Source organism: Streptomyces sp. NPDC051064, assembly GCF_044455985.1.
Classification (GTDB): Bacteria; Actinomycetota; Actinomycetes; order Streptomycetales; family Streptomycetaceae; genus Streptomyces.
This window is the reverse complement of record NZ_JBITFK010000004.1, coordinates 419162-445649: the sequence shown is the minus strand read 5'-3', so window position 1 is coordinate 445649 and position 26488 is coordinate 419162. Positions and strand designations below refer to the sequence as shown.

Here is a 26488-nt window from a genome sequence, read left to right as displayed (position 1 = left end):
ATGTCGGGGGGGGTCCCCGGGCAATCCGCCCGGAGGCCCCCCGCATGTGTGACCCTTGCACACATGCCTGTCGTGCGTGATCTGGGCGTACTCCTGCGCCTTCGGAACTTCCGTCGCCTGCTCGCCGTACGACTTCTCTCCCAGTCGGCCGACGGCATCTATCAGGTCGCGCTCGCCACGTACGTCGTCTTCTCTCCGGAGAACCAGACCACGCCGGGCGCCATCGCCTCCGCCATGGCTGTGCTGCTGCTCCCGTACTCGCTGATCGGCCCGTTCGCGGGAGTCCTGCTCGACCGCTGGCCCCGCCGCCAGGTCTTCCTGTACGGGAACCTGCTGCGTGCCGCACTGGCTTGCTGCACGGCCCTGCTGCTCCTGAGTTCCGTACCGGACTGGCTCTTCTACGTCTCCGCGCTCTGCGTCACCGCCGTCAATCGTTTCGTGCTGGCCGGGCTTTCGGCAGCCCTCCCTCGCGTCGTCGACACCGAGCGGCTCGTCCTCGCCAACTCCCTGTCCCCGACGGCCGGCACGCTGTCCGCCACTGCCGGCGGGGGCCTCGCTCTGGGCATCCGGCTACTGACGGACGGCTCCGATGCAGCCGTGGTCCTGCTGGGTGCGGTCCTCTACCTCCTCTCGGCTCTGGCCTCCCTGTCCTTGCCCCGCACGCTCCTCGGACCGGATCGGGACCTGCACCATGTGCCACTGCGCGAGGCACTCGGCACCACCGCCCGGGGGCTCGTCGCGGGGTTGCGCCATCTGGCCGAGCGAAGGGACGCGGCGCACGCGCTCGCGGCCATAACGGTGCTCCGCTTCTGCTACGGAGCGCTGACAGTGATGGTGCTGATGCTGTGCCGCTACGCCTGGTCCGACAGCGAGTCCGACGGCCTCGCCCTCCTCGGACTCGTGCTCGGCGCCTCGGCGGCGGGGTACTTCGTCGCCGCCCTCATGTCCCCGTGGGCGGTCGGACGCTTCGGGCGGTACGGATGGCTGGCGGCGTGCGCCGGTGCAGCCGCAGTCCTGGAGCCTGCATTGGGGCTCCCGTTCACCCCCGGCCCGATGCTCGTGGCGGCATTCGTACTGGGGCTGGTGACCCAGGGAGCGAAGATCGCAACGGATACCGAGGTGCAGACCTCCGTGGATGACGCCTATCGCGGCCGGATCTTCTCGCTCTATGACGTGCTGTTCAACGTCGCCTTCGTCGCCGCCGCCGGAGTGTCCGCCCTCGCGCTTCCCCCTGACGGGCGGTCCGTCGCCCTGGTGCTGAGCGTCGCCGTGCTCTACGCCATCGTCTCGATGGCCATGATTCACCGGCGACGGGTGAGCATCGCGCTCCAGCGCGCACAGGTCAAGGAGTGAGGGGCGATGTTTCACGTGAAACATCGCCCCTCACCGACTGCCTTGGCTCACCCTTTGCGCCCGGCGCCATGTTTCACGTGAAACACGACGGGCTCCTCAGCTCTGTGCGGCCCACCACTCCTTGAGGGCGGCGACTGCGGCATCGCGTTCCATCGGGCCGTTCTCCAGCCTCAACTCCAGCAGGAACGAGTAGGCCTTGCCGATCACCGGACCGGGTCCCACGCCCAGGATCTGCATGATCTCGTTGCCGTCCAGGTCGGGCCGGATCGCCTCCAGCTCCTCCCGCTCCTGCAGTTGAGCGATGCGCTCCTCGAGCCCGTCGTAAGTGCGCGACAGAGCGTTCGCCTTGCGCTTGTTCCGCGTCGTGCAGTCGGAGCGCGTCAGTTTGTGCAGACGGCCCAGCAGCGGCCCCGCATCCCGCACATACCTGCGCACCGCGGAGTCGGTCCATTCCCCGTCGCCGTATCCGTGGAAGCGCAGATGCAGCTCCACGAGCTTGGAGACGTCCTTGACCATGTCGTTGGAGTACTTGAGCTCGGTCATCCGCTTCTTGGTCATCTTGGCCCCCACCACCTCATGGTGGTGGAAGGAGACGCGGCCGTCCTTCTCGAAGCGCCGCGTCCTCGGCTTCCCGATGTCGTGGAGCAGGGCCGCGAGGCGCAGCACGAGATCCGCACCGTCCTCCTCCAGATCGATGGCCTGCTCCAGGACGGTCAGGGAGTGCTCATAGACATCCTTGTGGCGGTGATGCTCATCACTTTCCAGGCGCAGGGCAGGGAGCTCGGGCAGCACCCGGTCGGCCAGACCTGTGTCCACGAGGAGTCCCAGCCCCTTACGGGGGTGGCCGGAGAGCAGCAGTTTGTTGAGTTCTTCACGGACCCGCTCGGCCGAGACGATCTCGATTCGCCCCGCCATGTCCGTCATGGCCTTGACGACGTCGGGAGCCACCTCGAAGTCCAGCTGCGCGGCAAAGCGAGCGGCGCGCAGCATGCGCAGCGGATCGTCGGAGAAGGACGCCTCAGGTGTGCCCGGAGTACGCAGCACGCGCTGAGCCAAGTCGTCGAGACCGCCGTGCGGGTCGATGAACTCCTTCTGCGGCAAGGCGACGGCCATGGCGTTGACCGTGAAGTCACGGCGTACGAGGTCTTCCTCGATCGAGTCGCCGTAGGAGACCTCGGGCTTGCGTGAGGTCCTGTCGTACGCCTCCGACCTGTAGGTCGTCACCTCGATCTGGTAGCCGTCCTTCTGCGAGCCGACGGTGCCGAACGCGATTCCGACCTCCCAGACCGAGTCGGCCCACGGACGGACGATCTTGAGTACGTCCTCCGGGCGGGCGTCGGTCGTGAAGTCCAGGTCGTTTCCGAGCCTGCCGAGCAACGCATCGCGGACGGATCCGCCGACCAGGGCGAGGCCGAATCCGGCCTCCTGGAATCGGAGAGCGAGGTCATCGGCGACGGGGGACACCCGCAGCAGTTCGCTGACTGCGCGGTGCTGCACCTGACTCAGTGCACGGGGGCTGTCTTCATTGGCGTTCGGCACAACAGAAAAGGGTACGTGCACCGACCGGCCCGGGCGTCATCGTTTCTTGCGTCCCTGCGAGACTCTGCCGATCATGTGGCACGGTCCCCGGCACTCAGGCGTCGGGCGCATCGTTACCATGCGAGGACGCAGAGACCGGCAGAGCCGGCACCAGCTGACGACGACGAGGGACGGATACGCGTGGCCGAGGCGGCAGACTTTCAGGGGATGAATCCCTCCCCTGCCCGCCGGTGGCTCCGGCGCACAGCCTCCTTGATCGTCGGGGCACCACTGATCGCCGGCCTACTGGCCGGTCCCGCAGCGCCCTCGGCTCAGGCCGAGGAGGCCACGAAGGCCCCGACCGGTTCGCGCACCGTCGATGTGTCCCTGGACACGCTCGCGCCCAGCGCACCGGTCGAGGGCGACACGCTCACCGTCTCCGGCACCCTCACGAACAGAGGGAAGAAGACGGTCACGGACTCGGAGGTCGACCTCCGCGTCGGGCCTAGGCTGTCCGGCAGGGGCGCGGTAGACGAAGCCGCCAAGCGCACCGGGTACCTGCCCGGGAGCGACCCGGCAAAGCTCGGCGGTGCGTACACGCTGAAGGTCCCGGAGCTCGCGGCCGGGGTCAGCCGGGACTTCACCCTCGCCGTGCCGGTGGACAAGCTGGACCTGGGTACGGAGGGCGTCTATCAGCTCGGGGTGTCCCTCACGGGCCGTACCACCGACTACGCCTACGACCAGGTGCTCGGCATCCAGCGGACCTTCCTGCCGTGGCAGCCGGAGGACGCCGAGGGCAAGACCAAGCTGACCTTCCTCTGGCCGCTGATCGCATCGGCACATGTCACTGCGGAGACGGGGTCCGACGAACAGCAGACCCCCGTTTTCGCCAATGACGATCTGGCTCTCGAACTCGCTCCGGGCGGCCGCCTGGAACAGCTGGTCTCGCTGGGCCGACAGCTCCCCGTCACCTGGGTGATCGACCCGGACCTGCTGGCCTCCGTCGATGCGATGACGAAGAATTACCGCGTCAAGGTGGGCGACACCACGGTCGCGGGGACGAACCAGGCCATCGCCAAGAAGTGGCTCACGGACCTGCAAGCGGCGGTGAAGGACGGGAAGGTGGTGGCCCTGCCGTTCGCCGACCCCGATCTCGCGTCCATCGCCCACCGTGGAAAGAACGTCTCGGGTGCCCTCGGCCATCTGCAGACCGCGACCGAAGTCGCGGGCACGACGGTGGAGACCGTCCTTCATGTGAAGCCGTCCACGGACTTCGCCTGGCCCGTCGACGGTGCGATCGATCCCTCCGTCGTCGACGTCGCCACCTCCGCCGGGGCGCACAAGGTGATCGCCCGCAGCGACAGCCTCCAGGAGACCGGCGGGCTCCCCTACACGCCGACGTCGGCGCGGCCGATCGGTGGTGGCACCACCGCCGTCGTCTCCGACCACCGGCTCTCCACCGCGTTCACCGGCGACATGTCCAAGGCCGGCGCCTCGACCCTGGCCGTCCAGACATTTCTGGCCCAGACGCTGGCGGTGACGGAGCAGGCCCCTGACAAGGAGCGCAGCATCGTCGTCGCCCCTCAGCGGACTCCCACCGCTGCTCAGGCTCAGAGCATGGCGCGAGCGCTGCAGGCGCTCACGGTCGAGCACTGGACAGAGCCACTCGACCTGACGGCGGCGGCGGAGCAGAAGCCCGACGCGCAGGCCATCACCAAGGTCCCCAGTGCCTCCCGGTACCCGAAGAGGCTGCGAAGCCAGGAGCTGCCTACCCAGGCGTTCCAGGACATCAGGACGACGCAGGAATCGCTCGACAGTTTCCAGGTCATCCTGACGCAGCCCGACCGGGTGGTGACCCCCTTCGGGAACGCGATCAACCGCTCCGTGTCGACGTCGTGGCGCGGCAGGCCGCTGGAGGCGCAGCGGTACCGTGACGACGTCCGCACCTATCTGCAGGGCCTCAGCAACGAGGTCCAGCTGATCACGAAGTCGGATGTGACCCTGTCCGGGCGCAGCGCCACGATTCCTGTGACCGTGCAGAACAAACTGGTCCAGGGTGTCGATCACCTCGTCCTCCGTCTGACATCGGGCAACGCCACACGGCTCAAGCTCAACGACGGCGGAGCGGTCGCCGAAAAGCCCGTCGAGATCGCGGGGGGGCACAGCCAGTCCGTGAAGTTCGACGCCTCGGCCAATGCCAACGGGCAGGCCCAGGTCACGGCGCGGCTCTTCACCGCGGACGGCGTGCCCTACGGCGAGGAGATGACCTTCACCGTGAAGGTCTCGGAAGTCACTCCGACCGTGCTCCTGGTGATCGCCGGCGGACTGCTGCTGCTGGTCCTGGCGGGCATCAGGATGTACACCCACCGCAAGCGCAGCGTCGCGGGCGGCGCAGTGGAGAACAACGGCGGCGAACCCGAGCAGCCGAGTGACCCGACGCCGGACACCGGTCCGGAAAGCGGGAACCCGTCGGGCCCGGGTGAGAAAGTGGACCGTTGAGCGATGTCTGTCGGGGCCTGTCGGCCGGGGACAATGAGGTGGGGTTTCGATGAACGCGCCGTACGACGGTGACCGCGGCCAGGGCGCGGGCGGAGCTGGGTCTTCCAGCGGTCCGCCGGTGCCACCGGGCGCCGGGCAGGACGGAGAGGCACCCGATCCGTACCTGCAGCACGCGTACGACCACGACCCGTACCGTGCCCAGGACCTCGCCGCGCAGGACCCGGTGGCCGAGGCGCTCTACGACCGCGCCTCGCATCCTCCGCCTCCTCCGGGCACCTACCAGGAGCCGCAAGCCCTCTACCAGCAGCCTCCCGCTGCCCAGCACGCCCCCGACCCCCGGATCTGGGCCCAGACGCCCCCACCGGAGCCCGCAGGCCCCTCCCGGCACCTTCCGTACGGCGACCACGCAGCGACCACGCAGTACGTAGGTGTGGACGACCTGGTCACGCAGGCCTCCGGCGACCGTGGGGAGCAGGACGCCTTCGCACACCTCTTCCGCGACCAGGAGGGGTCGGGCCGGCCTCCCGGCCCTCCCGCCGAGCCCGAGCCGGCTCCGGCACCCGTGCCGCCGAAGTCCGGAGGCCGTGCCGCCGGGATACTGAAGTCCAGTGCGGTGATGGCAGCCGGCACCCTGGTGTCCCGGCTCACCGGCTTCGTCCGCAGCCTCGTGATCACCGCGGCGCTGGGTGCTGCCCTGCTCGGTGACAGCTTCACCATCGCGTACACCCTGCCGACGATGATCTACATCCTCACCGTGGGCGGCGGGCTGAACTCCGTCTTCGTTCCCCAGCTCGTCCGGTCCATGAAGGACGACGAGGACGGCGGCGAGGCCTTCGCCAACCGGCTGCTGACGCTGGTCATGGTCGCCCTCGCTGTGATCGTCGCCCTGGCCGTCTTCGCTGCGCCATGGCTCATCCACATGATGTCGCCGACCATCGCGAACAAGGAGGCCGCCAACAGCGTCGCGGTCACCTTCGCCCGCTACTGCCTGCCGACCATCTTCTTCATGGGCATCCATGTGGTCATGGGCCAGATCCTCAATGCCCGCGGCCGGTTCGGCGCGATGATGTGGACCCCGGTCCTGAACAACATCGTCATGATCTTCACCTTCGGCCTGTTCATCTGGGTCTACGGCACCTCGGCCGAGTCCCGGATGGGCGTGGAGACGATCCCGCCGGAGGGCGTCCAGCTCCTGGGCATCGGCACCCTGCTCGGTCTGGTCGTGCAGGCCCTGGCCATGATCCCGTACCTCCGCGAGGCCGGGTTCCGCTTCCGTCCCCGCTTCGACTGGAAGGGCCACGGACTCGGGAAGACGATCAAGCTCGCCAAGTGGACCGTCCTGTTCGTGCTGGCCAACCAGGCAGGCGTCATCGTCGTCACCCAGCTGGCGACCTCGGCGGGCAGCCTCTCCGGCAAGGACGGCACGGGCTTCCTCGCCTACTCGAACGCCCAGCTGATCTGGGGCATGCCGCAGGCCATCATCACCGTCTCGGTCATGGCGGCCCTGCTGCCCCGCATCTCCCGCGCCGCCCATGACAACGACCCGGGAGCCGTCCGAGACGACATCTCGCAGGGTCTGCGCAACTCGGCGGTGGCCATCGTTCCGGTCGCCTTCACCTTCCTCGCGCTCGGCCTGCCGATGTGCACCCTGCTCTACGCCTCCAGCGGCACCGAGGCCGCACGGTCGATGGGCTTCATCCTGATGGCGTTCGGCCTCGGCCTCATCCCGTACTCCGTGCAGTACGTCGTACTGCGCGGGTTCTACGCGTACGAGGACACCCGCACCCCCTTCTACAACACGGTGATCGTGGCAGCGGTCAATGCCGCGGCTTCCGCCCTCTGCTACGTGATTCTTCCGGCGCAGTGGGCAGTCGTGGGGATGGCGGCCTCCTACGGGCTGGCCTACGCGGTCGGTGTCGGCATCGCCTGGCGACGGCTCAGCAGCCGCCTCGGCGGGGACCTCGACGGAGCCCGAGTGGTGCGGACCTACGCCCGTCTCTGCCTGGCCGCGATCCCCGCGGCGGTGATCGGCGGCGGCGTGGGCTTCGCTCTTCTGAAGGCCCTCGGCGACGGAGCCGGTGGCTCCGTGGTGGCATTGGTCTGTGGGAGCGTCATCCTGCTGGGCATCTTCTTCGTCGCTGCGAAGAAGATGCGTATCGAGGAGCTCAACGGCATGGTCGGCATGGTCCGAGGCCGGCTCGGACGCTGAATGCGCTCCGATCCGCACAACCATCGCTGGACACCGCGTGTCGTGCATAGCGCCGGAGTGTGGGCACAATTGACGTGACTGTGCAGAGCTGGCTGGCATCGCGCAACGAATGGGGAGGCAGGAACGACGGTGGCGGAACGTAGCACGGCTGCCGTCGACGTGGCCGACAACGGCGGCGACGAGCCGCCGTCCGCCAAGGCGGACGCGGCCACGACCGACGGGACGGCACAAACCCAGGACTCAGAGGGCGCGGGCCCGCAGGACGCGGAGAGCGGGCGCGACAGCTCAGACACCGTGCCGGCGTCGCCCGACCTGCACAGCGGTCACAAGCTGGCCGGACGGTACCGCCTCGAGGAGTGCGTCACCCGACTGGACGGATTCAGCAGCTGGCGTGCCGTCGACGAGAAGTTGCGGCGCGCGGTAGGCGTACACCTCCTGCCCGCCGATCATCCGCGTGCCCGCTCGGTGCTGGCCGCGGCCCGCTCCTCGGCGCTGCTCGGTGACCCGCGTTTCGTCCAGGTCCTGGACGCCGTGGAGGAGGACGACCTCGTCTACGTCGTCCACGAATGGCTCCCCGATGCCACCGAGCTCACGGCGCTGCTGGCCGCAGGCCCCTTCGAGGCCCACGACGCCTACCAGCTCGTGAGCCAGATCTCCCAGGCCATGGCCGCCGCCCACCGCGAAGGGCTCGCGCATCTGCGCCTCACCCCCGGCGCCGTACTGCGCAGCTCGACAGGCCAGTACCGGATCCGCGGCCTGGCCGTGAACGCCGCACTGCGCGGCATCACCGCCGATCAGCCGCTGCGCACCGACACCGAGGCCATCGGCGCGCTGCTCTACGCCGCCCTCACCCGGCGCTGGCCCTACGAGAGCGACGCCTACGGTCTCACCGGGCTCCCCAAGGACCTGGGCCTGATTCCCCCGGACCAGGTGCGGGCCGGCGTCCACCGAGGTCTGTCCGAACTGGCCATGCGCGCTCTCGCCAACGACGGCGCGACCGCGTCGCGCCAGGAACAGCCGTGCACCACCCCGGACGAGCTGGCGAAGGCCGTCGCGGCCATGCCCCGCATCCTGCCGCCGGAACCCGCCTTCACGGCGCCGCCGGAGTACCAGCGCACGACGTACCAGCAGGGCACCTACGGGCGCCCGTCGGTACGGCCCACCTCGGCGGCCCAGCCTGTCATCGCAGCTCCTCCGCCTCCCCTCCAGAGCCGCACGGGCAGGGCGCTCAAGTGGGCTGTCTCCGCGCTGCTCATCGCCGCTCTGGGACTCGGCAGCTGGCAGCTGGCAGAGACCGTGCTCAACCGGGACAACGACTCCGGGGAACCGGCCCCGACACAGACCGCAGAGGACGGGGCCGACGACAAGGTGCCGGCCGACCTCAAGGACCTCCGCATCGTCGACGCGGAAGAATTCACTCCCAGCGGTTCGGGAATTCAGCAGCAGGACGTTCCGAACACCATCGACGGCAAGTCGGACACCGCTTGGGTCACTCCCCGGTACGTGGGTTACGCCAACTTCGGCAACCTTGCGAACCGCAAGCAGGGCAGCGGCATAATCGTTGACCTCGGCAGCGCACAGGACGTCGCCGGCATCGACATCAAGATGTACCGCAGCCAGCAGAAGGCCGAAGTGCTGGCAGCAGACGAATCTGCTTCCCAGCCCACGTCACTGTCCGACTTCCCTCATCGCCTCACGAACCTGGAGACGACGGGGAGCACCGTGCGCAAGACCCTCACCGAGCCGGTCCGGACCCGCTACATTCTGGTCCGCATCGCGGAGCTGCCTCCGGACGGCTCATCAGGCTTCCGGGGCGGCATCTCGGAGATCTCGGTACTCGGATGAAGGAACGGGCCGGCGAGGACAACTCCTCACCGGCCCGTTTCGCGCCTCCGCCTGCGTGACCTGCCCCCGCGACAGGTCCTGCGTACTGGCTGTAGAGACCGTAGTCGGATACCTGGTGTGTCACCGTTCACCTCGATGAAGACCCCTCGATCCTGTCTACCAGGACACCACGCAGCTGCACTTGCCGTACCTGCTCCTTCAACAACGCCCACACCAGCAAGCGTTGCGACTGAGATACTCATGGCCGCAGCCTTCTTTAATAGCTAGGCTTCTTCATCTCCATGCTCTCCTCGGTCGAACCGTGATAGACAGGCCGGCACTCTGACCAGGTCGGCCCGACCATGATCAAATACGTGCGGTCGGACTGTCCGCAGCAAGATCAAGAAGAGTGCTACCGATCACATGCAGGCAGGGCTCAGAAGGAGGGAGGGGACCGTGCATCAATCCGACCCGCCCAGCGACAAGGATCTCCTGGCCCAACACGTCGCAGGCGACCCTGACGCCTTCGGTGAGCTCGTGCGACGACACCGTGACCGCCTCTGGGCCGTGGCCCTGCGCACACTGGGCGACCGTGAGGAAGCAGCCGACGCCGTGCAGGATGCCCTTGTCTCCGCATTCCGTGCCGCCCATACCTTTCGCGGCCAGTCCGCCGTGACCACATGGCTGCACAGGATCACCGTCAACGCCTGCCTGGACCGTGCCCGCAAGGCCGCCTCCCGGAAGACCGCACCGGTCGACGACACCGAGCGGCTCGACCAACTCATGGAGCCTCACGAATCCGCCGAGGCTCCCGCTGAGCGGCAGGACCTGCACCGAGAGCTCCTGGCCGCACTGGCCACCCTGCCCGCCGAGCAGCGCGCCGCGCTCGTCCTTGTGGATATGCAGGCTTACCCCGTCGCCGAGGCTGCCCGCATCCTCGACGTACCCACCGGCACCGTGAAGAGCCGCTGTGCGCGTGGCCGGGCCAGACTCCTCCCACTGCTGACCCATCTGCGCACCAACAGAGAGGACGGCAAGGACGTTCCCATGAAAAGGAACCGGACGCGGGGGCCATCCGTCCCACCGGCGTCAGGACCAAGAGACGCAGGCGATGGTGATCCTGCCGGTGTAAAGGGTGGAGGTGGGATCGCATGACATCCACAGCCGACACGGCTCAGCACCCGGACGTCTCCGAGATCTCCGACCTCACCGAAGGTCTCCTCCAGCCGTCCCGCGAGGCAGAACTCCGCCGCCACATCGACGCCTGCGAAGAGTGCGCCGACATCCACTCCTCGCTGGAAGAGATCCGCGCGCTGCTGGGGGAGGGAGCGCCCCTCCCTGAGCGCATGCCCGACGACGTAGCCGACCGGATCGACGCGGCGCTGGCATCGGAAGCTGCGAACGCCGCTGAGGCACCCACCGCCGGGACTCCTGTTTCACGTGAAACAGGGGCAGACGGCAGCACGGCAGCCCCTCGGCCCGCGGGCCGCCCTCGTGGCGCCACAGGTCCCGGCCGGAGTCCGGCCCGTCGTCGGCGCCGCACCGTGATCCTGGGCACCGCCTTCGGTGCTGCCGCAGTCGGCATGAGTGTCTTCCTGTTCCAGTCCGTCCAGGTGTCCCAGGACTCAGCCGGCAACAGCGCTGACAGCGGAGTCAGCGCTGCGGAGAGGCGAGAAGACTTCTCGGAGGGCACTCTGCAAGGCCGCGTCCATACGCTTCTGAGCGAGGCGGGGGCGTCCGAGGCTGCCGGCGAGGGCTCGGGCAAGCCGTCGGTGGATACCAAGTCCTCCCCGGGGGATCTGTCCCCCGGCGCCGCGTCCCCCCGTACCCCCCTGCGCGCACCGATCGTGGATGTTCCGCCCTGCGTCCAGCAGGGCACCGGCCGGGACGCGCCTGCTCTGGCTGTGGAAGAGGGCAGCTACGAAGGGACGGCCGCCTTCCTCGTCGTGCTGCCCGATGCGACTGACTCCACTCGCGTCCAGGCCTATGTGGTCGACGCAGCCTGTGTGGATTCCACGCCCGCGGCAAAGGGACAGCTGCTGCTCACACACTCCTACGCACGCCCCTGAGGACCTTGCCGGGAGCCGGACCGGTATTTCGGGAATGCATGCCCCGTAGGATCCGTTGGGTGGGGTGAGAGTCGTGGAACCGACCCCAGTAGGCAGTAGGCAGTCTGCAGAGACGAGGAAGAACCCGTGAGCGACGTCCGTAATGTGATCATCATCGGCTCCGGGCCGGCTGGTTACACCGCCGCCCTGTACACCGCTCGCGCGTCGCTGAAGCCGCTGGTGTTCGAGGGCGCCGTCACCGCCGGCGGTGCACTGATGAACACCACCGACGTGGAGAACTTCCCGGGCTTCCAGGACGGAATCATGGGCCCTGAGCTCATGGACAACATGCGCGCCCAGGCGGAGCGCTTCGGCGCCGAGCTCATCCCCGACGATGTCGTCTCCGTCGACCTCTCCGGAGACGTCAAGACCGTCACTGACACCGCAGGCACCGTGCACCGCGCCAAGGCCGTCATCGTCACCACGGGATCCCAGCACCGCAAGCTCGGCCTGCCCAACGAGGACGCGCTCTCCGGACGCGGTGTCTCCTGGTGCGCGACCTGCGATGGCTTCTTCTTCAAGGACCAGGACATCGCCGTGGTCGGTGGCGGCGACACCGCCATGGAAGAGGCGACCTTCCTCTCCCGGTTCGCCAAGTCCGTCACGATCGTGCACCGCCGCGACTCCCTGCGCGCCTCCAAGGCCATGCAGGAACGCGCCTTCGCCGACCCGAAGATCAAGTTCGCTTGGGACAGCGAGGTGGCCACGGTCCACGGGGACCAGAAGCTTTCCAGCCTCACCCTGCGCAACACCAAGACCGGTGAGACCTCCGAGCTTCCGGTGACCGGCCTGTTCATCGCTGTCGGCCACGACCCCCGCACGGAGCTCTTCAAGGGCCAGCTCGACCTTGACGACGAGGGCTACCTCAAGGTCGAGGCTCCCTCGACGCGCACCAACCTGAAGGGTGTCTTCGGCGCCGGCGACGTCGTCGACCACACCTACCGACAGGCCATCACAGCAGCCGGTACCGGCTGCTCGGCCGCTCTCGACGCTGAGCGCTTCCTCGCCGCGCTCTCCGACGAGCAGCTCGCCGAGCCGGAGAAGACCCCGGCAGTCTGACTGCATCCCCCGAACCCCACACCCCGCGAAGTTAAGGAGGCCGCCGTGGCCGGCGCCCTGAAGAACGTGACCGACGACTCCTTCGATGAGGACGTCCTGAAGAACGACAAGCCCGTGCTGGTGGACTTCTGGGCCGCTTGGTGCGGCCCGTGCCGCCAGATCGCGCCTTCGCTGGAGGCCATCGCGGCTGAGCACGGCGATGAGATCGAGATCGTCAAGCTCAACATCGACGAGAACCCGGCCACCGCGGCGAAGTACGGCGTGATGTCGATCCCGACGCTGAACGTGTACCAGGGTGGCGAGGTCGCCAAGACCATCGTCGGCGCCAAGCCGAAGGCCGCGATTCTCCGCGACCTCGAGGGCTTCATCGTCCAGAAGTAGCGCCTGACTGTTTCACGTGAAACGGGCCCACCCCTCGGGGTGGGCCCGTTCTGCATGCCCGGCCCGTTCCGCACGCCTGGGCGCTCTGCACGCTCCTCGGCCACAGATCGGATCGCCCGAGTCAGAGGGGGCGCAACGCCGGCTCCTTCTGCACCGCGCCCAGCAGCCTGTCCAGCGCCAGCTCGACGTCTTCCTTCCAGGAGAGCGTCGTACGCAGCTCAAGCCTCAGCCGTGGATGCACAGGGTGAGGACGCACCGTCTTGAAGCCCACCGCGAGCAGGTGATCCGCAGGCAGCACACATGCCGGCTCCTTCCAGCGAGCATCGCCAAACGCCTCGATCGCTTTGAAGCCGCGTCGCAGTAAGTCCTTGGCGACCGTCTGCACCATCACGCGCCCCAGCCCTTGTCCCTGGAAGCCCGGCACGATCAACGCGGTCATCAGTTGCACGGCATCGGGGGAGACAGGACTGGTGGGAAACGCCGTGGAACGGGGAACGTACGCAGGCGGCGCATAGAGAACAAAGCCGGCCGCGACATCGTCCACGTAGACGACCCGGCCGCAGGATCCCCACTCCAGCAGCACGGCGGAGATCCAGGCTTCCTTCTCGAGTTCAGGCCTGCCCGCCTTTACCGCAGCTTCCCCGCTGACCGGATCAAGTTCCCAGAAGACACACGAGCGGCAGCGCCTGGGGAGATCCGGAAGGTTGTCCAGTGTGAGCGGTACGAGCCGTCGCCCCATGTAGGCGGTTCCTCACTTCCTTCGCCCACCGCATGACGTGCGGATGCCAGCGCACTCCGTTCTCGGAACAGGCTGCCGACGAACCCCCCGACAGCACCAAGCCCCAAACCAACTGTCACCAGGTGGCTGCGATTCACTGATCGCACGGCCCCCGCCTCCTCTGAGGTGGATCACGGTGGTGGATATGCCATACCAGAACGCATCGTATACACCCAGAGGTGATGGGGATACCGAGAGACGGCAAAGGGCGGGCCGAGATCCGGAGAACTCCCCCGGAGCTCGGCCCGCCCTTGACTGTCCTGCCGGCTCAGGCCTCGTCGGCCTCGGACTGCTCTTCCTCGATGCTGCGTTCCAGCACCCGTCCCTCGCCCGGAGCAAGGCTGCCGAGAATGCGGTCCAGGTCCTCCATCGAGGCGAACTCGACGACGATCTTCCCCTTCTTCTGCCCGAGGTCGACCTTCACCCGCGTCTCGAACCGGTCGGAGAGGCGGGAGGCAAGGTCAGTCAGAGCCGGCGAGACCCGGGCCCCGGCCCTGGGCCCCCGAGGCTTCGCGGAACTCGTCGGCTCGGAACCCAGAAGGTTCACAATCTCCTCGACCGCACGCACCGACAGCCCCTCGGCCACGATGCGGTGCGCCAGCCGGTCCTGTTCCTCGGAGTCGTCCACCGAAAGCAAGGCCCTCGCGTGGCCGGCCGAGAGGACTCCCGCCGCGACCCGGCGCTGTACCGGCGGGGAGAGCCGCAACAGACGGAGCGTGTTCGACACCTGCGGACGGGACCGGCCGATCCGGTCCGCCAGCTGATCATGCGTGCACTTGAAGTCCTTCAGGAGCTGGTCGTACGCAGCCGCCTCCTCCAAGGGATTCAGCTGAGCCCGGTGCAGGTTCTCCAGGAGCGCGTCGAGCAGCAGCTTCTCGTCGTCGGTCGCACGGACGATGGCCGGGATGCGTTCCAGACCGGCTTCGCCGCACGCCCTCCAACGGCGCTCACCCATGATGAGCTCGTAGCGGTCCTCGTCGACCTTGCGTACGACGACGGGCTGGAGGAGACCGACCTCCTTGATGGAGGTGACCAGCTCAGCCAGAGCATCCTCGTCGAAGACCTCACGAGGCTGCCTGGGGTTGGGCGTGATCAAAGGCAGGGGGATCTCAGCGAAGTACGCCCCGGCCGAGTCGGCCTGCTCGGTGGCGGGCTCCTGCTCGCCAACAGGAGAACTCGGCTCCGGCACCAACGTGCCGGACGGGAGTGCCGCCAGTTTCGCGGCAGCCACCCCACGCTCGGCGGTCAGGATGGGCGACGCGCCCCCAGCATTCGTACCGGAAGCAGGGCTCGCGACCTGCTTCTCCTGCGGGGCTGCGGGAATCAGCGCACCGAGCCCACGCCCCAGCCCTCTACGACGCTCACTCACTGCATGCCCTCCGAATGACTCTGCTGACTGTTCTGGACGCCCGTGTGGGCAGGCTCGCCCGCCGGTGCGTGCTGGGCCTCGTAATGCACTCCGGCGCCTCTCAGCGCGATCTCGCGGGCCGCCTCGAGGTAGGACAGGGATCCGCTGGAGCCCGGATCGTATGTCAGGACGGTCTGCCCGTAGCTGGGCGCCTCCGAGATGCGCACAGAACGCGGGATGCTGGTCCGCAAGACCTCCTTGCCGAAGTGGCTGCGCACCTCCTCCGCAACCTGTGAAGCAAGCCTGGTCCTGCCGTCGTACATGGTGAGCAGGATCGTCGAGACGTGGAGATCGGGATTCAGATGCCCCCGGACCAGGTCGACGTTGCGAAGCAGCTGTCCGAGACCCTCCAGTGCGTAGTACTCGCACTGAATCGGGATGAGCACCTCTGCCCCGGCCACGAGCGCGTTGACCGTCAGCAGACCGAGTGAGGGCGGGCAGTCGATGAGGATGTAGTCCAGCGGCTGGTCATACGCCTGGATGGCCCGCTGTAGCCGGCTCTCCCGCGCCACCAGCGATACCAGCTCGATCTCCGCACCGGCGAGATCGATGGTCGCGGGCGCACAGAAGAGGCCTTCGACGTCCGGAACCGGCTGAACCACCTCGGAGAGCGGCATGCTCTCCACCAGTACGTCGTAGATGGAGGGGACTTCCGCGTGATGGTCGATCCCCAGAGCCGTGGAGGCGTTCCCCTGCGGATCGAGGTCCACCACCAGGACGCGTGCGCCATGCAGCGCGAGCGAAGCGGCGAGGTTGACCGTCGAGGTCGTCTTCCCCACACCGCCCTTCTGGTTGGCCACGACCATGACGCGTGTCCGGTCAGGTCGTGGCAGCCCCTCGCCGGCGCGGCCGAGGGCCTCGACCGCCAGCTGAGCCGCACGACCAATGGGTGTGTCGTCCATCGGCGGAGGTGTTTCACGTGAAACACCGTCCCCTAGGGACTCGGTACGGGGACCGGGGACCGGATCGGTCATCGGTCCCGCGATGTTGGCGTCGGACCGCAAGGATTCACTCTCCTCGACTTCAGGCTCGCAATGAACAGAGCCTGCCATGCTTTCGGGGTCGTGAACCAGCGAGGCCGACTCTTCTGTGGATGAATCCGGTTCTGTGGACAACTCGGTAGCCCGTAGGGGCTTGCGGTCGCGCGGCGCGGCAGCCGCACGACCGCGACCGATGATTCCCTGCAGCAGAGAGCGACGTTTCACGTGAAACACGATGCCTGTGCAGCACAGTGGCGGGCTCCCGACACTCCGCAGGCTACGCATATCACTGCTTTCATGGGGCATCAGCGCAAAAAGGCCAGAAGCCCGCTAAAGGCAACAAATCAGGATGGCCGGACAATCGCCCCGCCCGCGCTCATCGGCGCCGTCGCGTCCGGCCCACCCGTGCGGCCTTGGCCCGCTTTGCGGCGAACCTCACACCGCCCGGGCTCTCTCCGACCACCACACGCACCACCGTGGACGCCGGATCGACCAAACCCTCACCGACCTGCAGCACCTCGGTCTCCACCACTCCGAGCTTACTCAGAGCGGCCCGAGCCCCCTGGATCTCTTCCTCAGCCGTGCCCCCCTTGAGCGCCAGCATCTCTCCGTAGGGGCGCAGCAAGGGCACTCCCCATCCGGCGAGCCTGTCGAGCGGGGCGACCGCCCGGGCCGTCACCACGTGAACCGGCTGGAGCGTCCCCAGCACTTCCTCGGCCCGGCCGCGGACGACCGTCACATGATCCAGTCCCAGGAGCTCGACGACTTCCTGAAGGAAATTCGTGCGCCGCAGCAGCGGCTCCAGCAGCGTGATCTTGAGGTCGGGGCGTACCAAGGCGAGCGGGATACCGGGAAGGCCGGCCCCCGATCCCACGTCGCAGACCGTGACACCCTCGGGGACCACTTCGGAGAGCACCGCACAGTTCAGCAGGTGGCGTTCCCACAGGCGCGGCACCTCACGCGGGCCGATCAGCCCGCGCTTGACGCCTGCGTCCGCGAGGAGCTCCGCATACCTGACAGCCTCTGGGAAGAACTCACCGAATACCGCCTGCGCCTCCTTGGGCGCCTGAGGGAGCTCTGCTTCCTCCGTCACGGGGGACCGTCCTTCCGTACCGCTCTAGCACGCTGACTATCAGGCTGACAAAGATCGGCCCCGCCTGCGAACAGACGGGGCCGACAGTACAAGGATCCGGTCAGGCCGGGAGAACGACGACGAAGCGCTGGGGCTCCTCGCCCTCGGACTCGCTGCGCAGACCGGCGGCCGCAACCGCGTCGTGCACGACCTTGCGCTCGAACGGCGTCATCGGCTCGAGCTTCACCGGCTCGCCCGAGCTCTTGACCTCATCCGCGGCCTTGGCACCGAGGGCGGCCAGGACCTCACGCTTCTTGGCACGGAAACCGCCGATGTCCAGCATCAGGCGGCTGCGGTCACCGGTCTCGCGGTGAACGGCCAGGCGCGTCAGCTCCTGGAGTGCCTCCAGCACCTCACCATCGCGGCCCACAAGCTTCTCCAGGTCGCGCGCCGAGTCGCTGATGATCGAGACCGCGGCCCGGTCCGCCTCCACGTCCATGTCGATGTCACCGTCGAGGTCGGCGATGTCGAGCAGGCCTTCGAGGTAGTCAGCCGCGATCTCCCCCTCCTGCTCGAGGCGGGTCAGAGTGTCGCTGCCCTCAGCGGCCGTGGTGGTGGTGCCTTCCGTCACGGATGGACTCCTTCTTACTTCTTGGACGGGTGCTTGGGCCGCTGCGGGCCCTTGCGCTGTCCGGACTTGGCTTGGCGTGAGGAGCCGGACGCGGCGCGCTTGGCCGCCGGCTTCGGCTTGTCGTCCTGCGGTGCGTCCTGCTTCTCCAGCGAGGTCTTGGATTCCGAGCCTGTGGAGTCGGTCCCCTTGTCCGTGCCGGGATGCGTGGCGGCGGTGTGGCGCTTCGCCTTGGTCTGGCGCTTGGGCTGCTGCCGCTTGGGCGCAGCACCACCCTCGGCCTCGAGAACGGCGGCTTCGCTCTTCGCGACCGTCCCGTCCTCCTGGGCCGCGAGGCCGAGCTTGCCCAGACCGGTGATGAACTTGCGCTCGATGTCGTTGCGGTCGGGACCCTTGGCGACGATCCGCTTGACGGTGTTGCGCCGCGTCCGGCCACGCACCTCACCATGTGCGGTCACGCTCTTCAGCACACGGTTCAAGTACTGGTCCTGCGCCTTGCTGCCCGGAGTCGGGTTCTGGTTGATCACGTACATCTGCTGACCCATGGTCCAGACGTTGGTGGTCAGCCAGTACACGAGGACACCGACGGGGAAGTTGATGCCCATGACGGCGAAGATCAGCGGGAAGATGTACATCAGCATCTTCTGCTGCTGCATGTACGGGGTCTTCACCGTCAGGTCGACGTTCTTCGTCATCAGCTGGCGCTGCGTGAAGAACTGCGACGCGGACATCATCACGATCATGATCGCGGTCACGACACGGACGTCGGTCAGGGAGGCGCCGAGCGCCTGCACCTTCTCCTCGCTGTCCATGAACTTCGCGGCCAGTGGAGCGCCGAAGATGTGTGCCTGACGGGCACTGTCCAGCAGGGGCTGGTCGATGACACCGATCGTCTTGCCCGAGGCGATGGCCGAGAGCACGTGATACAGGGCGAAGAAGAACGGGGACTGCGCCAGGATCGGAAGGCACGAGGAGAGCGGGTTGGTGCCCGTCTCCTTGTACAGCTTCATCATCTCTTCGGACTGACGCTGTTTGTCGTTCTTGTAGCGCTCCTGGATCGCCTTCATCTTCGGCTGGAGCACCTGCATGTTCCGGGTCGACTTGATCTGCTTGACGAAAAGCGGGATCAGACAGATCCGGATCAGGATCACCAGGGACACGATGGACAGGCCCCAGGCCCACCCCGTGTCATCGCCGAACAGCGCTCCGTAGAGCTTGTGGAACTGGACGATGACCCATGAAACAGGTGTGGTGATAAAGCTGAACAGACTGGCAATCGTGTCCACTAATCAGGCTCCTTGAGCTTTGGGCGAGGTCTCTGTGGCCGGGCTCAGGGGTTCGGAGACCGACCCCCCGGAAGGCACATCGGCGGCGGAGTCCCCGCCCTTGCCGCCACGCACACAGTTGCGCAGCATTTCGTGCCAACGCGGACGTTTGCGTGGCGGTACGTGATCCACGCCGCCGGGTGACCACGGATTGCAACGCAGGATGCGCCATGCGGTCAGCGCTGTTCCCTTGATCGCACCGTGCCGGTCGATCGCCGTATATCCATAGTGGGAACACGACGGGTAGTAGCGGCAGACGGGCCCGAGGAGCGGGCTGATCGTCCACTGGTACAGCTTGATGAGAGCCAGCAGCGGGTACTTCATCGCGCACCCCCTCCCAGCAGCCGCTGAAGGGCGGCGTCCAGGTCTCGGGCCAGCTGTGCATGGTCGGCGTCACCCGATCCGGGCAACGCTCGTACGACAACAAGGCTACCGGGGGGCAGCTGAGCAAGCCGATCGCGGACCAGATGGCGAAGCTTCCGCTTCACCGCGGTGCGGACGACTGCTCCTCCCACTGCTTTGCTGACAACGAAACCCGCACGCGGCGGGGGAACACTCTCCCCTGTCACGTGCGGGTCCGTAACACCGCTGCGTAGGTGCACGACGAGTAGCGGACGCCCGGCTCGGCGTCCTCGTCGTACCGCGGTCGCGAAGTCCTCGCGCCGCCTCAGCCGATTCTCGGTAGGCAGCACGTCATGGACCTGTTAGCGATCAGGCGGACAGGCTGCTGCGGCCCTTGCCACGGCGGTTCGCGAGAATCGCGCGGCCGGCACGGGTACGCATACGCAGCCGGAAGCCATGGGTCTTGGCGCGACGACGGTTGTTCGGCTGGAAGGTGCGCTTGCTCACTCGGGGGCTCCAGAAATGATTCGTGTGTTGGCGGGACATCGCCTGGCTGTCACCGTGCGCCCACGAGGAACTCGCGTAAACGCCTTAGTGCACCGCTTCACAATCACAGATCGTGATGTTTGCCCATCGGAGGCAGGCGGCAGCAGCCATCGACAACTCGACCTGGTCACGGTACGCGCGGCTACGCCATCCGGTCAAACCGGCCCCGCGCCGCCCCCTGCTGTACACAGCCTGTGGACAACAACTTGAACCGTGCGGGTCGGCCTGACTACCGTGGCTGAACTCCGGTTCTTTTCCTTCCTGCCTGCCGGGCCTCACCCGACCCGACCCATCCGTCCCGAGAAGCACACATTCGTGGGACATGCGAGAGAGCGTGCCTTGTGGCTGACGTACCTGCCGATCTTGCCGCAGTGTGGCCGCGAGTGCTGGAACAACTCCTCGGGGAGGGCCAGCAGGGCATCGAGCCGAAGGACAAGCAGTGGATCGAGCGCTGCCAGCCCCTGGCACTCGTCGCCGACACCGCACTGCTGGCCGTACCCAACGAATGGGGCAAGCGCGTCCTGGAGGGCCGGCTCGCCCCGCTGATCAGCGAGACGCTCACCCGTGAGTGCGGACGGCCGATCCGGATCGCGATCACCGTCGACGATTCCGCGGGCGAGCCCCCCGCTCCGCCGGCGCCCCCGATGCACCAGTCCCACCAAGGACAGCAGTCCCACCGCTACCAGGGACCGCAGCACGACGAGCCCTCGCGCAACGACGGGTACGACAGCTACGGCCCCAGGTCCTCCGACGACGGCATGCCGACGGCCCGCCCCGCCTATCCGGACTATCAGCAGCACCGCCCCGAGCCCGGCGCCTGGCCCCGGGTCCAGGACGACCTCTCCTGGCAGCCCCGGCACGGCGGCTACCAGGACCGCGACCCGTACGCGAGCCCGCGCCCCCAGCAGCCGCAGCACGACTACCGCCCGCAGCCGCCCGAGCACCAGGGTTACGAGCAGCAGCGGGACAGCCGAGACCGCCACGAGCTGCAGGACCAGCAGCCCCAACACCGCCAGGGCGGCCCCGGGACCGGAAGGGCCGGCGGCGGCGGCCACATGGGCACGCAGTCCGCACCTCCGCCCGGGACCGGTGAGCCGCACGCCCGGCTGAATCCGAAGTACCTCTTCGACACCTTCGTGATCGGGGCGTCCAACCGCTTCGCGCACGCGGCCGCGGTCGCCGTCGCCGAGGCACCCGCGAAGGCGTACAACCCCCTCTTCATCTATGGGGAGTCGGGGCTCGGCAAGACCCACCTGCTGCACGCGATCGGGCACTACGCGCGGAGCCTCTACCCGGGCACCCGGGTGCGGTACGTGAGCTCGGAGGAGTTCACCAACGAGTTCATCAACTCGATCCGTGACGGCAAGGGCGACACCTTCCGCAAGCGCTACCGCGACGTGGACATCCTCCTGGTCGACGACATCCAGTTCCTGGCGAGCAAGGAGTCGACACAGGAGGAGTTCTTCCACACCTTCAATACGCTTCACAACGCCAACAAGCAGATCGTGCTCTCCTCCGACCGGCCGCCCAAGCAGCTGGTGACGCTGGAGGACCGGCTCCGCAACCGGTTCGAGTGGGGCCTCACCACCGATGTGCAGCCACCGGAGCTGGAGACGCGGATCGCGATCCTCCGTAAGAAAGCGGTGCAGGAGCAGCTCAACGCGCCGCCGGAGGTACTGGAGTTCATCGCGTCCCGCATCTCGCGCAACATCCGCGAGCTCGAGGGCGCGCTGATCCGTGTGACGGCGTTCGCCAGCCTCAACCGGCAGCCTGTGGACCTCGGTCTGACCGAGATCGTGCTGAAGGACCTGATCCCCGGCGGGGAGGACTCGGCGCCCGAGATCACCGCGCCGGCGATCATGGCGGCGACGGCGGACTACTTCGGCCTGACGGTCGAGGACCTCTGCGGATCGTCGCGTAGCCGGGTGCTGGTGACGGCACGCCAGATCGCCATGTATCTCTGTCGCGAGCTGACGGATCTCTCCCTGCCCAAGATCGGCGCCCAGTTCGGCGGGCGGGACCACACCACGGTGATGCACGCCGACCGGAAGATCCGGGCACTGATGGCGGAGCGCCGCTCCATCTACAACCAGGTCACCGAGCTCACCAACCGCATCAAGAACGGCTGACAAGCCGGCGGCGGCCGGACCGCCGCGCAGCGCGCCCCGGGGCGCCCCGCCAGGACCTTACGACGTCCTGGCGGGGCGCCCTTCTTCGTCACAGGCTGCTGAGAGCGGGCTCCAGAATCCGGCGTGCAGCATCCCCGGGACGGCCTTCGGTGCCACTGGGCACACGCGATCCGCCTCGACTCCATGGCCTCCGAAACGGCTCCGGCCCTCTGAAGTGTTCGAATACGGGCCGCGGACCAGCGGTTCTCCACAGAAGGACGAGGAATCCGGCGTCCACAGCCTGGGGACTGCGAAGTTGTCCATATTGCGTCCACAGGGTCTGCTGTCGATACTCCATCAGGCCAGGTCACATGCCTGGGGATTTGTGGTCAACGATGATCCACAGCCTGTGGACAAAGATTTCGTCCACAGGGTCCCGATCATGTTGTCCACCGGCGGCCCACAGGCGCGACCCTGTTGTCCCCAGCTTCTCCACACCCCTGTCCACTGTTCGGCAACCCGACACCCGCTTTCACTGCCGAGAGTGAAAGGCGTCACACGAGGACCCTCGGTTGAGCTGTGGGGAACGTGGGTAAAGCTGGGGACAGCCCTGGGGAGAAGTCACCCCGCCCTGTGCATCGGGTGTGCAGAACTTTCGCGTGTCCACAGAAACGCCTGGTTGTCCACCGGTGCCGCCCACAGGGTCGGTGGACAAAAAATGGCTCCTGACCTGCAGAAACGACGTTATCCACGGTTTCCACAGGGCCTACTACTACTACCACTCAGAGTTAGCCAGGAATCCGCTTCGAAGTGGGGCCTGTGCACAACTTGAGTGGCGAGCTCCGCGAACCTCTTGGTGCGACTTGACCCCGAGCAGCAACGAGTGCCGGTGCCGTACGTCAGACTGGACCCCGGCGGCCTCCCCCAGCCCTTGGGCAGGGAGACCCCGACCAGACGACGAAGGCCAGCAGGGCGAGCGAGCAACAGCAGGAGGCGGTTCCGGTGAAGATCCGGGTGGAGCGCGATGTACTCGCGGAGGCGGTGGCCTGGGTGGCCCGTAGCCTCCCGGCCCGTCCGCCGGCGCCCGTTCTCGCGGGCCTTCTGCTGAAGGCTGAGGACGGAGCTCTCAGCTTCTCGAGCTTCGACTACGAGGTCTCGGCCAAGGTCTCGGTGGACGCCGAGATCGAGGAGGACGGCACGGTGCTCGTCTCCGGCCGCCTGCTCGCTGACATCTGCCGCGCCCTGCCGAACAGGCCGGTGGAGATCTCCACCGACGGTGTGCGCGCCACGGTGGTCTGCGGTTCCTCGCGGTTCACACTCCACACACTGCCTGTGGAGGAGTACCCGGCACTGCCGCAGATGCCGACCGCCACGGGCACCGTCCCCGGGGAGGTCTTCGCCTCCGCGGCGGCCCAGGTCGCCATCGCGGCCGGGCGCGACGACACCCTGCCCGTCCTGACCGGCGTCCGGATCGAGATCGAGGGCGACACCGTCACCCTCGCGTCGACCGACCGCTACCGCTTCGCGGTCCGCGAGTTCCTGTGGAAGCCGGAGAACCCCGACGCTTCCGCAGTGGCCCTGGTGCCCGCCAAGACGCTCCTGGACACCGCCAAGGCACTGACCAGCGGTGACACGGTGACGCTGGCGCTGTCCGGCTCGGGTGCGGGTGAAGGGCTCATCGGTTTCGAGGGCGCCGGCCGCCGTACGACCACGCGGCTGCTCGAGGGCGACCTCCCGAAGTACCGGACGCTCTTCCCCACCGAGTTCAACTCGGTCGCGGTCATCGAGACCGCCCCGTTCGTCGAGGCCGTCAAGCGTGTTGCGCTCGTCGCCGAGCGCAACACCCCGGTGCGCCTCAGCTTCGAGCAGGGTGTGCTCATCCTCGAGGCGGGTTCCAGCGACGACGCACAGGCTGTGGAACGCGTCGACGCCGTGCTGGAGGGCGACGACATCTCGATCGCCTTCAACCCGACCTTCCTGCTGGACGGGCTCAGCGCGATCGACTCCCCGGTCGCGCAGCTCTCCTTCACGACGTCGACCAAGCCCGCCCTGCTCAGCGGCCGGCCGGCCGTCGACGCCGAGGCCGACGACGCGTACAAGTACCTGATCATGCCGGTCCGCCTCTCCGGCTGATCCGGCGGTCGTCCCTGTCACGGCAGTTTCCGGCGGGCAGGCTCAGCGCAGAGCGGGCCCTCCGTGCTGCACCCCGCCGTGCTGTCCCGGCCGGGCGTAGGCTCGGTCCTGGGTACGAATCGGCACAACGCTTAAGGAATCTCTGATGGAGCTCGGTCTCGTCGGCCTCGGCAAGATGGGCGGCAACATGCGCGAGCGCATCCGCCGCGCAGGCCACACCGTCATCGGTTACGACCGCAACCCGGACGTCGCCGATGTCCACAGCCTCGAAGAGCTTGTGGGCAAGCTCAAGGGCCCGCGCGTCGTGTGGGTGATGGTCCCGGCGGGTGCCGCGACCCAGTCGACCATCGACGAGCTGGCCGACCTGCTGTCCCCGGGTGACGTCGTCGTGGACGGCGGGAACTCCCGCTGGACCGACGACGAGAAGCACGCCGTCGAGCTGGGCATCAAGGAGATCGGCTTCGTCGACTGCGGTGTCTCCGGTGGTGTCTGGGGCCTGGAGAACGGCTACGCCCTGATGTACGGCGGCACCGAGGAGAACGTCGCGAAGGTCCAGCCGATCTTCGACGCGCTCAAGCCCGAGGGCGAATTCGGTTCCGTCCACGCGGGCAAGGTCGGCGCCGGCCACTTCGCCAAGATGGTCCACAACGGCATCGAGTACGCCATGATGCAGGCCTACGCCGAGGGCTGGGAGCTCCTGGAGAAGGTCGACTCCGTCACCGACGTCCGCGAGGTCTTCCGCTCCTGGCAGGAGGGCACGGTCATCCGTTCCTGGCTGCTCGACCTCGCCGTGAACGCGCTGGACGACGACGAGCACCTCGAGCAGCTTCGCGGCTACGCCGCGGACTCCGGCGAGGGCCGGTGGACCGTCGAGGCCGCCATCGACAACGCCGTGCCGCTGCCCGCGATCACCGCGTCCCTGTTCGCACGCTTCGGCTCGCGGCAGGACGACTCGCCGCAGATGAAGATGATCGCCGCGCTGCGCAACCAGTTCGGCGGCCACGCGGTCGAGAACAAGAAGTAGCCGGCGCCACAGCAGCACACAGCAGAGCACTCAGTCGGAAGGGTCGGCGACCATGCACGTCACGCATCTCTCGCTGGCCGACTTCCGCTCGTACGCCCGGGTCGAGGTTCCTCTCGACCCGGGCGTCACCGCGTTCGTGGGGGCCAACGGACAGGGCAAGACCAATCTGGTGGAGGCGGTCGGCTATCTGGCGACGCTCGGCAGCCACCGGGTGTCGTCGGATGCCCCCCTGGTGCGCATGGGTGCGGAGCGCGCCGTCGTACGGGCCGCGGTCACCCAGGGGGAGCGTTCGCAGCTGATCGAGCTGGAGCTCAATCCGGGCCGTGCCAACCGGGCCCGTATCAACAGGTCGTCGCAGGTCAGGCCGCGTGACGTACTGGGCATAGTGCGGACGGTGCTCTTCGCCCCGGAGGACCTGGCCCTGGTGAAGGGTGACCCGGGCGAGCGCAGACGCTTCCTGGACGAGCTGATCACGGCGCGGTCCCCCCGCATGGCCGGGGTCCGCTCCGACTACGAGCGGGTGCTGAAGCAGCGCAACACCCTGCTGAAGTCCGCCGCCATGGCCCGCAGACACGGTGGCCGGTCGATGGATCTGTCCACCCTGGACGTGTGGGACCAGCACCTGGGCAGGGTGGCGGCGGAGCTGCTGGCGCAGCGGCTGGACCTGATCGCGACCCTGCAGCCACTGGCGGACAAGGCGTACGCGGACGTGGCCCCCGGCGGTGGCCCCGTCACCCTGGAGTACCGCAGCTCGGTCGGTGCCGACGTGGAGCCCGCGCGCACCCGCGAGGAGCTGTACGAGCAGGTGATGGCGGCCCTGGCCGAGGCGCGCAAGCAGGAGATCGAGCGCGGTGTGACCCTGGTCGGTCCGCACCGCGACGACCTGGTGCTCGGCCTGCGCGGCATGCCGGCGAAGGGGTACGCGAGCCACGGCGAGTCCTGGTCGTACGCCCTGGCCCTGCGGCTGGCCTCGTACGATCTGCTCCGCACCGAGGGCAACGAGCCGGTGCTGGTGCTCGACGACGTGTTCGCCGAGCTGGACGCGCGCCGTCGCGAGCGGCTGGCCGAGCTGGTGGCCCCCGGTGAGCAGGTGCTGGTGACGGCGGCCGTGGACGACGACGTCCCGGGTGTCCTGGCGGGTGCCCGGTACGCCGTGTCCGCCGGTGCGGTGGAGCGGCTGTGAGCGGCCCGGA

General features: G+C 67.8%; 22 protein-coding genes. 12 read left to right on the top strand and 10 right to left on the bottom strand.

Annotation, left to right across the window (positions count from 1 at the left end; translation table 11 throughout):
- Positions 1-63 precede the first annotated feature (63 nt).
- Positions 64-1353 (top strand): MFS transporter, encoded by a 1290-nt coding sequence (locus ACIBCU_RS16980; RefSeq protein ID WP_399232074.1) that lies wholly within the window; start codon positions 64-66, stop codon positions 1351-1353.
- A 96-nt stretch (positions 1354-1449) separates the two neighbouring features.
- Here ACIBCU_RS16980 and ACIBCU_RS16975 read toward each other — a convergent pair whose 3' ends face one another.
- Entirely contained in the window at positions 1450-2892 is a 1443-nt protein-coding gene (locus ACIBCU_RS16975; RefSeq protein WP_362927540.1) for a CCA tRNA nucleotidyltransferase, read from the bottom strand.
- A 180-nt stretch (positions 2893-3072) separates the two neighbouring features.
- Here ACIBCU_RS16975 and ACIBCU_RS16970 point away from each other — a divergent pair, with 180 nt between their 5' ends.
- The 7 genes from ACIBCU_RS16970 to trxA all read left to right on the top strand — a co-directional run bounded on the left by ACIBCU_RS16970 (position 3073) and on the right by trxA (position 12951).
- Positions 3073-5370, top strand: a complete 2298-nt coding sequence (locus tag ACIBCU_RS16970; RefSeq protein ID WP_399232071.1) for a DUF6049 family protein — start codon at positions 3073-3075, stop codon at positions 5368-5370.
- 49 nt (positions 5371-5419) lie between these two features.
- Positions 5420-7579: a murein biosynthesis integral membrane protein MurJ gene (gene murJ, locus ACIBCU_RS16965; RefSeq protein ID WP_399232069.1), complete on the top strand. Its 2160-nt coding sequence runs from the start codon at positions 5420-5422 to the stop codon at positions 7577-7579.
- Between the two features lie 129 nt (positions 7580-7708).
- On the top strand, positions 7709-9424 hold the full coding sequence (locus ACIBCU_RS16960) for a serine/threonine protein kinase (protein WP_399232067.1): 1716 nt from the start codon (positions 7709-7711) through the stop codon (positions 9422-9424).
- Positions 9425-9826: 402 nt separating this feature from the next.
- Positions 9827-10558, top strand: coding sequence for an RNA polymerase sigma factor SigM (gene sigM, locus ACIBCU_RS16955; protein WP_399232065.1), 732 nt, complete (start codon positions 9827-9829; stop codon positions 10556-10558).
- Positions 10555-11472 carry a hypothetical protein gene (locus ACIBCU_RS16950; RefSeq protein WP_362927535.1) on the top strand — a complete coding sequence of 306 codons (918 nt, stop codon included), beginning with the start codon at positions 10555-10557 and terminating at the stop codon, positions 11470-11472. Before sigM ends, ACIBCU_RS16950 begins: the two co-directional genes overlap by 4 nt.
- Before the next feature lie 126 nt (positions 11473-11598).
- On the top strand, positions 11599-12570 hold the full coding sequence (trxB, locus tag ACIBCU_RS16945) for a thioredoxin-disulfide reductase (protein ID WP_104787411.1): 972 nt from the start codon (positions 11599-11601) through the stop codon (positions 12568-12570).
- Positions 12571-12615: 45 nt separating this feature from the next.
- Positions 12616-12951 carry a thioredoxin gene (gene trxA, locus ACIBCU_RS16940; protein WP_362927534.1) on the top strand — a complete coding sequence of 112 codons (336 nt, stop codon included), beginning with the start codon at positions 12616-12618 and terminating at the stop codon, positions 12949-12951.
- Between the two features lie 121 nt (positions 12952-13072).
- Here trxA and ACIBCU_RS16935 read toward each other — a convergent pair whose 3' ends face one another.
- From ACIBCU_RS16935 to rpmH, 9 genes are all read right to left on the bottom strand, one after another.
- Positions 13073-13690, bottom strand: a complete 618-nt coding sequence (locus ACIBCU_RS16935) for a GNAT family N-acetyltransferase (protein ID WP_362927533.1) — start codon at positions 13688-13690, stop codon at positions 13073-13075.
- A 307-nt stretch (positions 13691-13997) separates the two neighbouring features.
- Positions 13998-15098 carry a ParB/RepB/Spo0J family partition protein gene (locus ACIBCU_RS16930; RefSeq protein ID WP_362927532.1) on the bottom strand — a complete coding sequence of 367 codons (1101 nt, stop codon included), beginning with the start codon at positions 15096-15098 and terminating at the stop codon, positions 13998-14000.
- A complete protein-coding gene (locus ACIBCU_RS16925) occupies positions 15095-16189 on the bottom strand; it encodes a ParA family protein (RefSeq protein WP_362927599.1) in 1095 nt (364 codons plus the stop codon). The genes ACIBCU_RS16930 and ACIBCU_RS16925 overlap by 4 nt, the downstream gene beginning before the upstream one ends.
- Before the next feature lie 304 nt (positions 16190-16493).
- Entirely contained in the window at positions 16494-17210 is a 717-nt protein-coding gene (gene rsmG, locus ACIBCU_RS16920; RefSeq protein WP_329230755.1) for a 16S rRNA (guanine(527)-N(7))-methyltransferase RsmG, read from the bottom strand.
- A gap of 100 nt (positions 17211-17310) precedes the next feature.
- On the bottom strand, positions 17311-17820 hold the full coding sequence (locus tag ACIBCU_RS16915) for a R3H domain-containing nucleic acid-binding protein (RefSeq protein ID WP_362927531.1): 510 nt from the start codon (positions 17818-17820) through the stop codon (positions 17311-17313).
- 14 nt (positions 17821-17834) lie between these two features.
- Positions 17835-19103 carry a membrane protein insertase YidC gene (yidC, locus tag ACIBCU_RS16910; RefSeq protein ID WP_362927530.1) on the bottom strand — a complete coding sequence of 423 codons (1269 nt, stop codon included), beginning with the start codon at positions 19101-19103 and terminating at the stop codon, positions 17835-17837.
- A 3-nt stretch (positions 19104-19106) separates the two neighbouring features.
- A complete protein-coding gene (yidD, locus tag ACIBCU_RS16905) occupies positions 19107-19466 on the bottom strand; it encodes a membrane protein insertion efficiency factor YidD (protein ID WP_362927529.1) in 360 nt (119 codons plus the stop codon).
- Positions 19463-19834, bottom strand: coding sequence for a ribonuclease P protein component (gene rnpA, locus ACIBCU_RS16900; RefSeq protein WP_362927528.1), 372 nt, complete (start codon positions 19832-19834; stop codon positions 19463-19465). Before rnpA ends, yidD begins: the two co-directional genes overlap by 4 nt.
- A 19-nt stretch (positions 19835-19853) precedes the next feature.
- Positions 19854-19991: a 50S ribosomal protein L34 gene (rpmH, locus tag ACIBCU_RS16895; RefSeq protein WP_003967884.1), complete on the bottom strand. Its 138-nt coding sequence runs from the start codon at positions 19989-19991 to the stop codon at positions 19854-19856.
- Between the two features lie 380 nt (positions 19992-20371).
- On the opposite strand from rpmH, the gene dnaA reads away from it, so the two are divergent.
- The 4 genes from dnaA (at position 20372) to recF (ending at position 26478) form a co-directional block, all read left to right on the top strand.
- Positions 20372-22159 carry a chromosomal replication initiator protein DnaA gene (gene dnaA, locus ACIBCU_RS16890; protein WP_362927527.1) on the top strand — a complete coding sequence of 596 codons (1788 nt, stop codon included), beginning with the start codon at positions 20372-20374 and terminating at the stop codon, positions 22157-22159.
- A gap of 981 nt (positions 22160-23140) precedes the next feature.
- Positions 23141-24271, top strand: coding sequence for a DNA polymerase III subunit beta (gene dnaN / locus ACIBCU_RS16885; RefSeq protein WP_031090399.1), 1131 nt, complete (start codon positions 23141-23143; stop codon positions 24269-24271).
- Between the two features lie 145 nt (positions 24272-24416).
- On the top strand, positions 24417-25295 hold the full coding sequence (gene gnd, locus ACIBCU_RS16880; protein ID WP_362927526.1) for a phosphogluconate dehydrogenase (NAD(+)-dependent, decarboxylating): 879 nt from the start codon (positions 24417-24419) through the stop codon (positions 25293-25295).
- A gap of 52 nt (positions 25296-25347) precedes the next feature.
- Positions 25348-26478: a DNA replication/repair protein RecF gene (recF, locus tag ACIBCU_RS16875; RefSeq protein ID WP_362927525.1), complete on the top strand. Its 1131-nt coding sequence runs from the start codon at positions 25348-25350 to the stop codon at positions 26476-26478.
- The last annotated feature ends 10 nt before the right edge of the window (positions 26479-26488 follow it).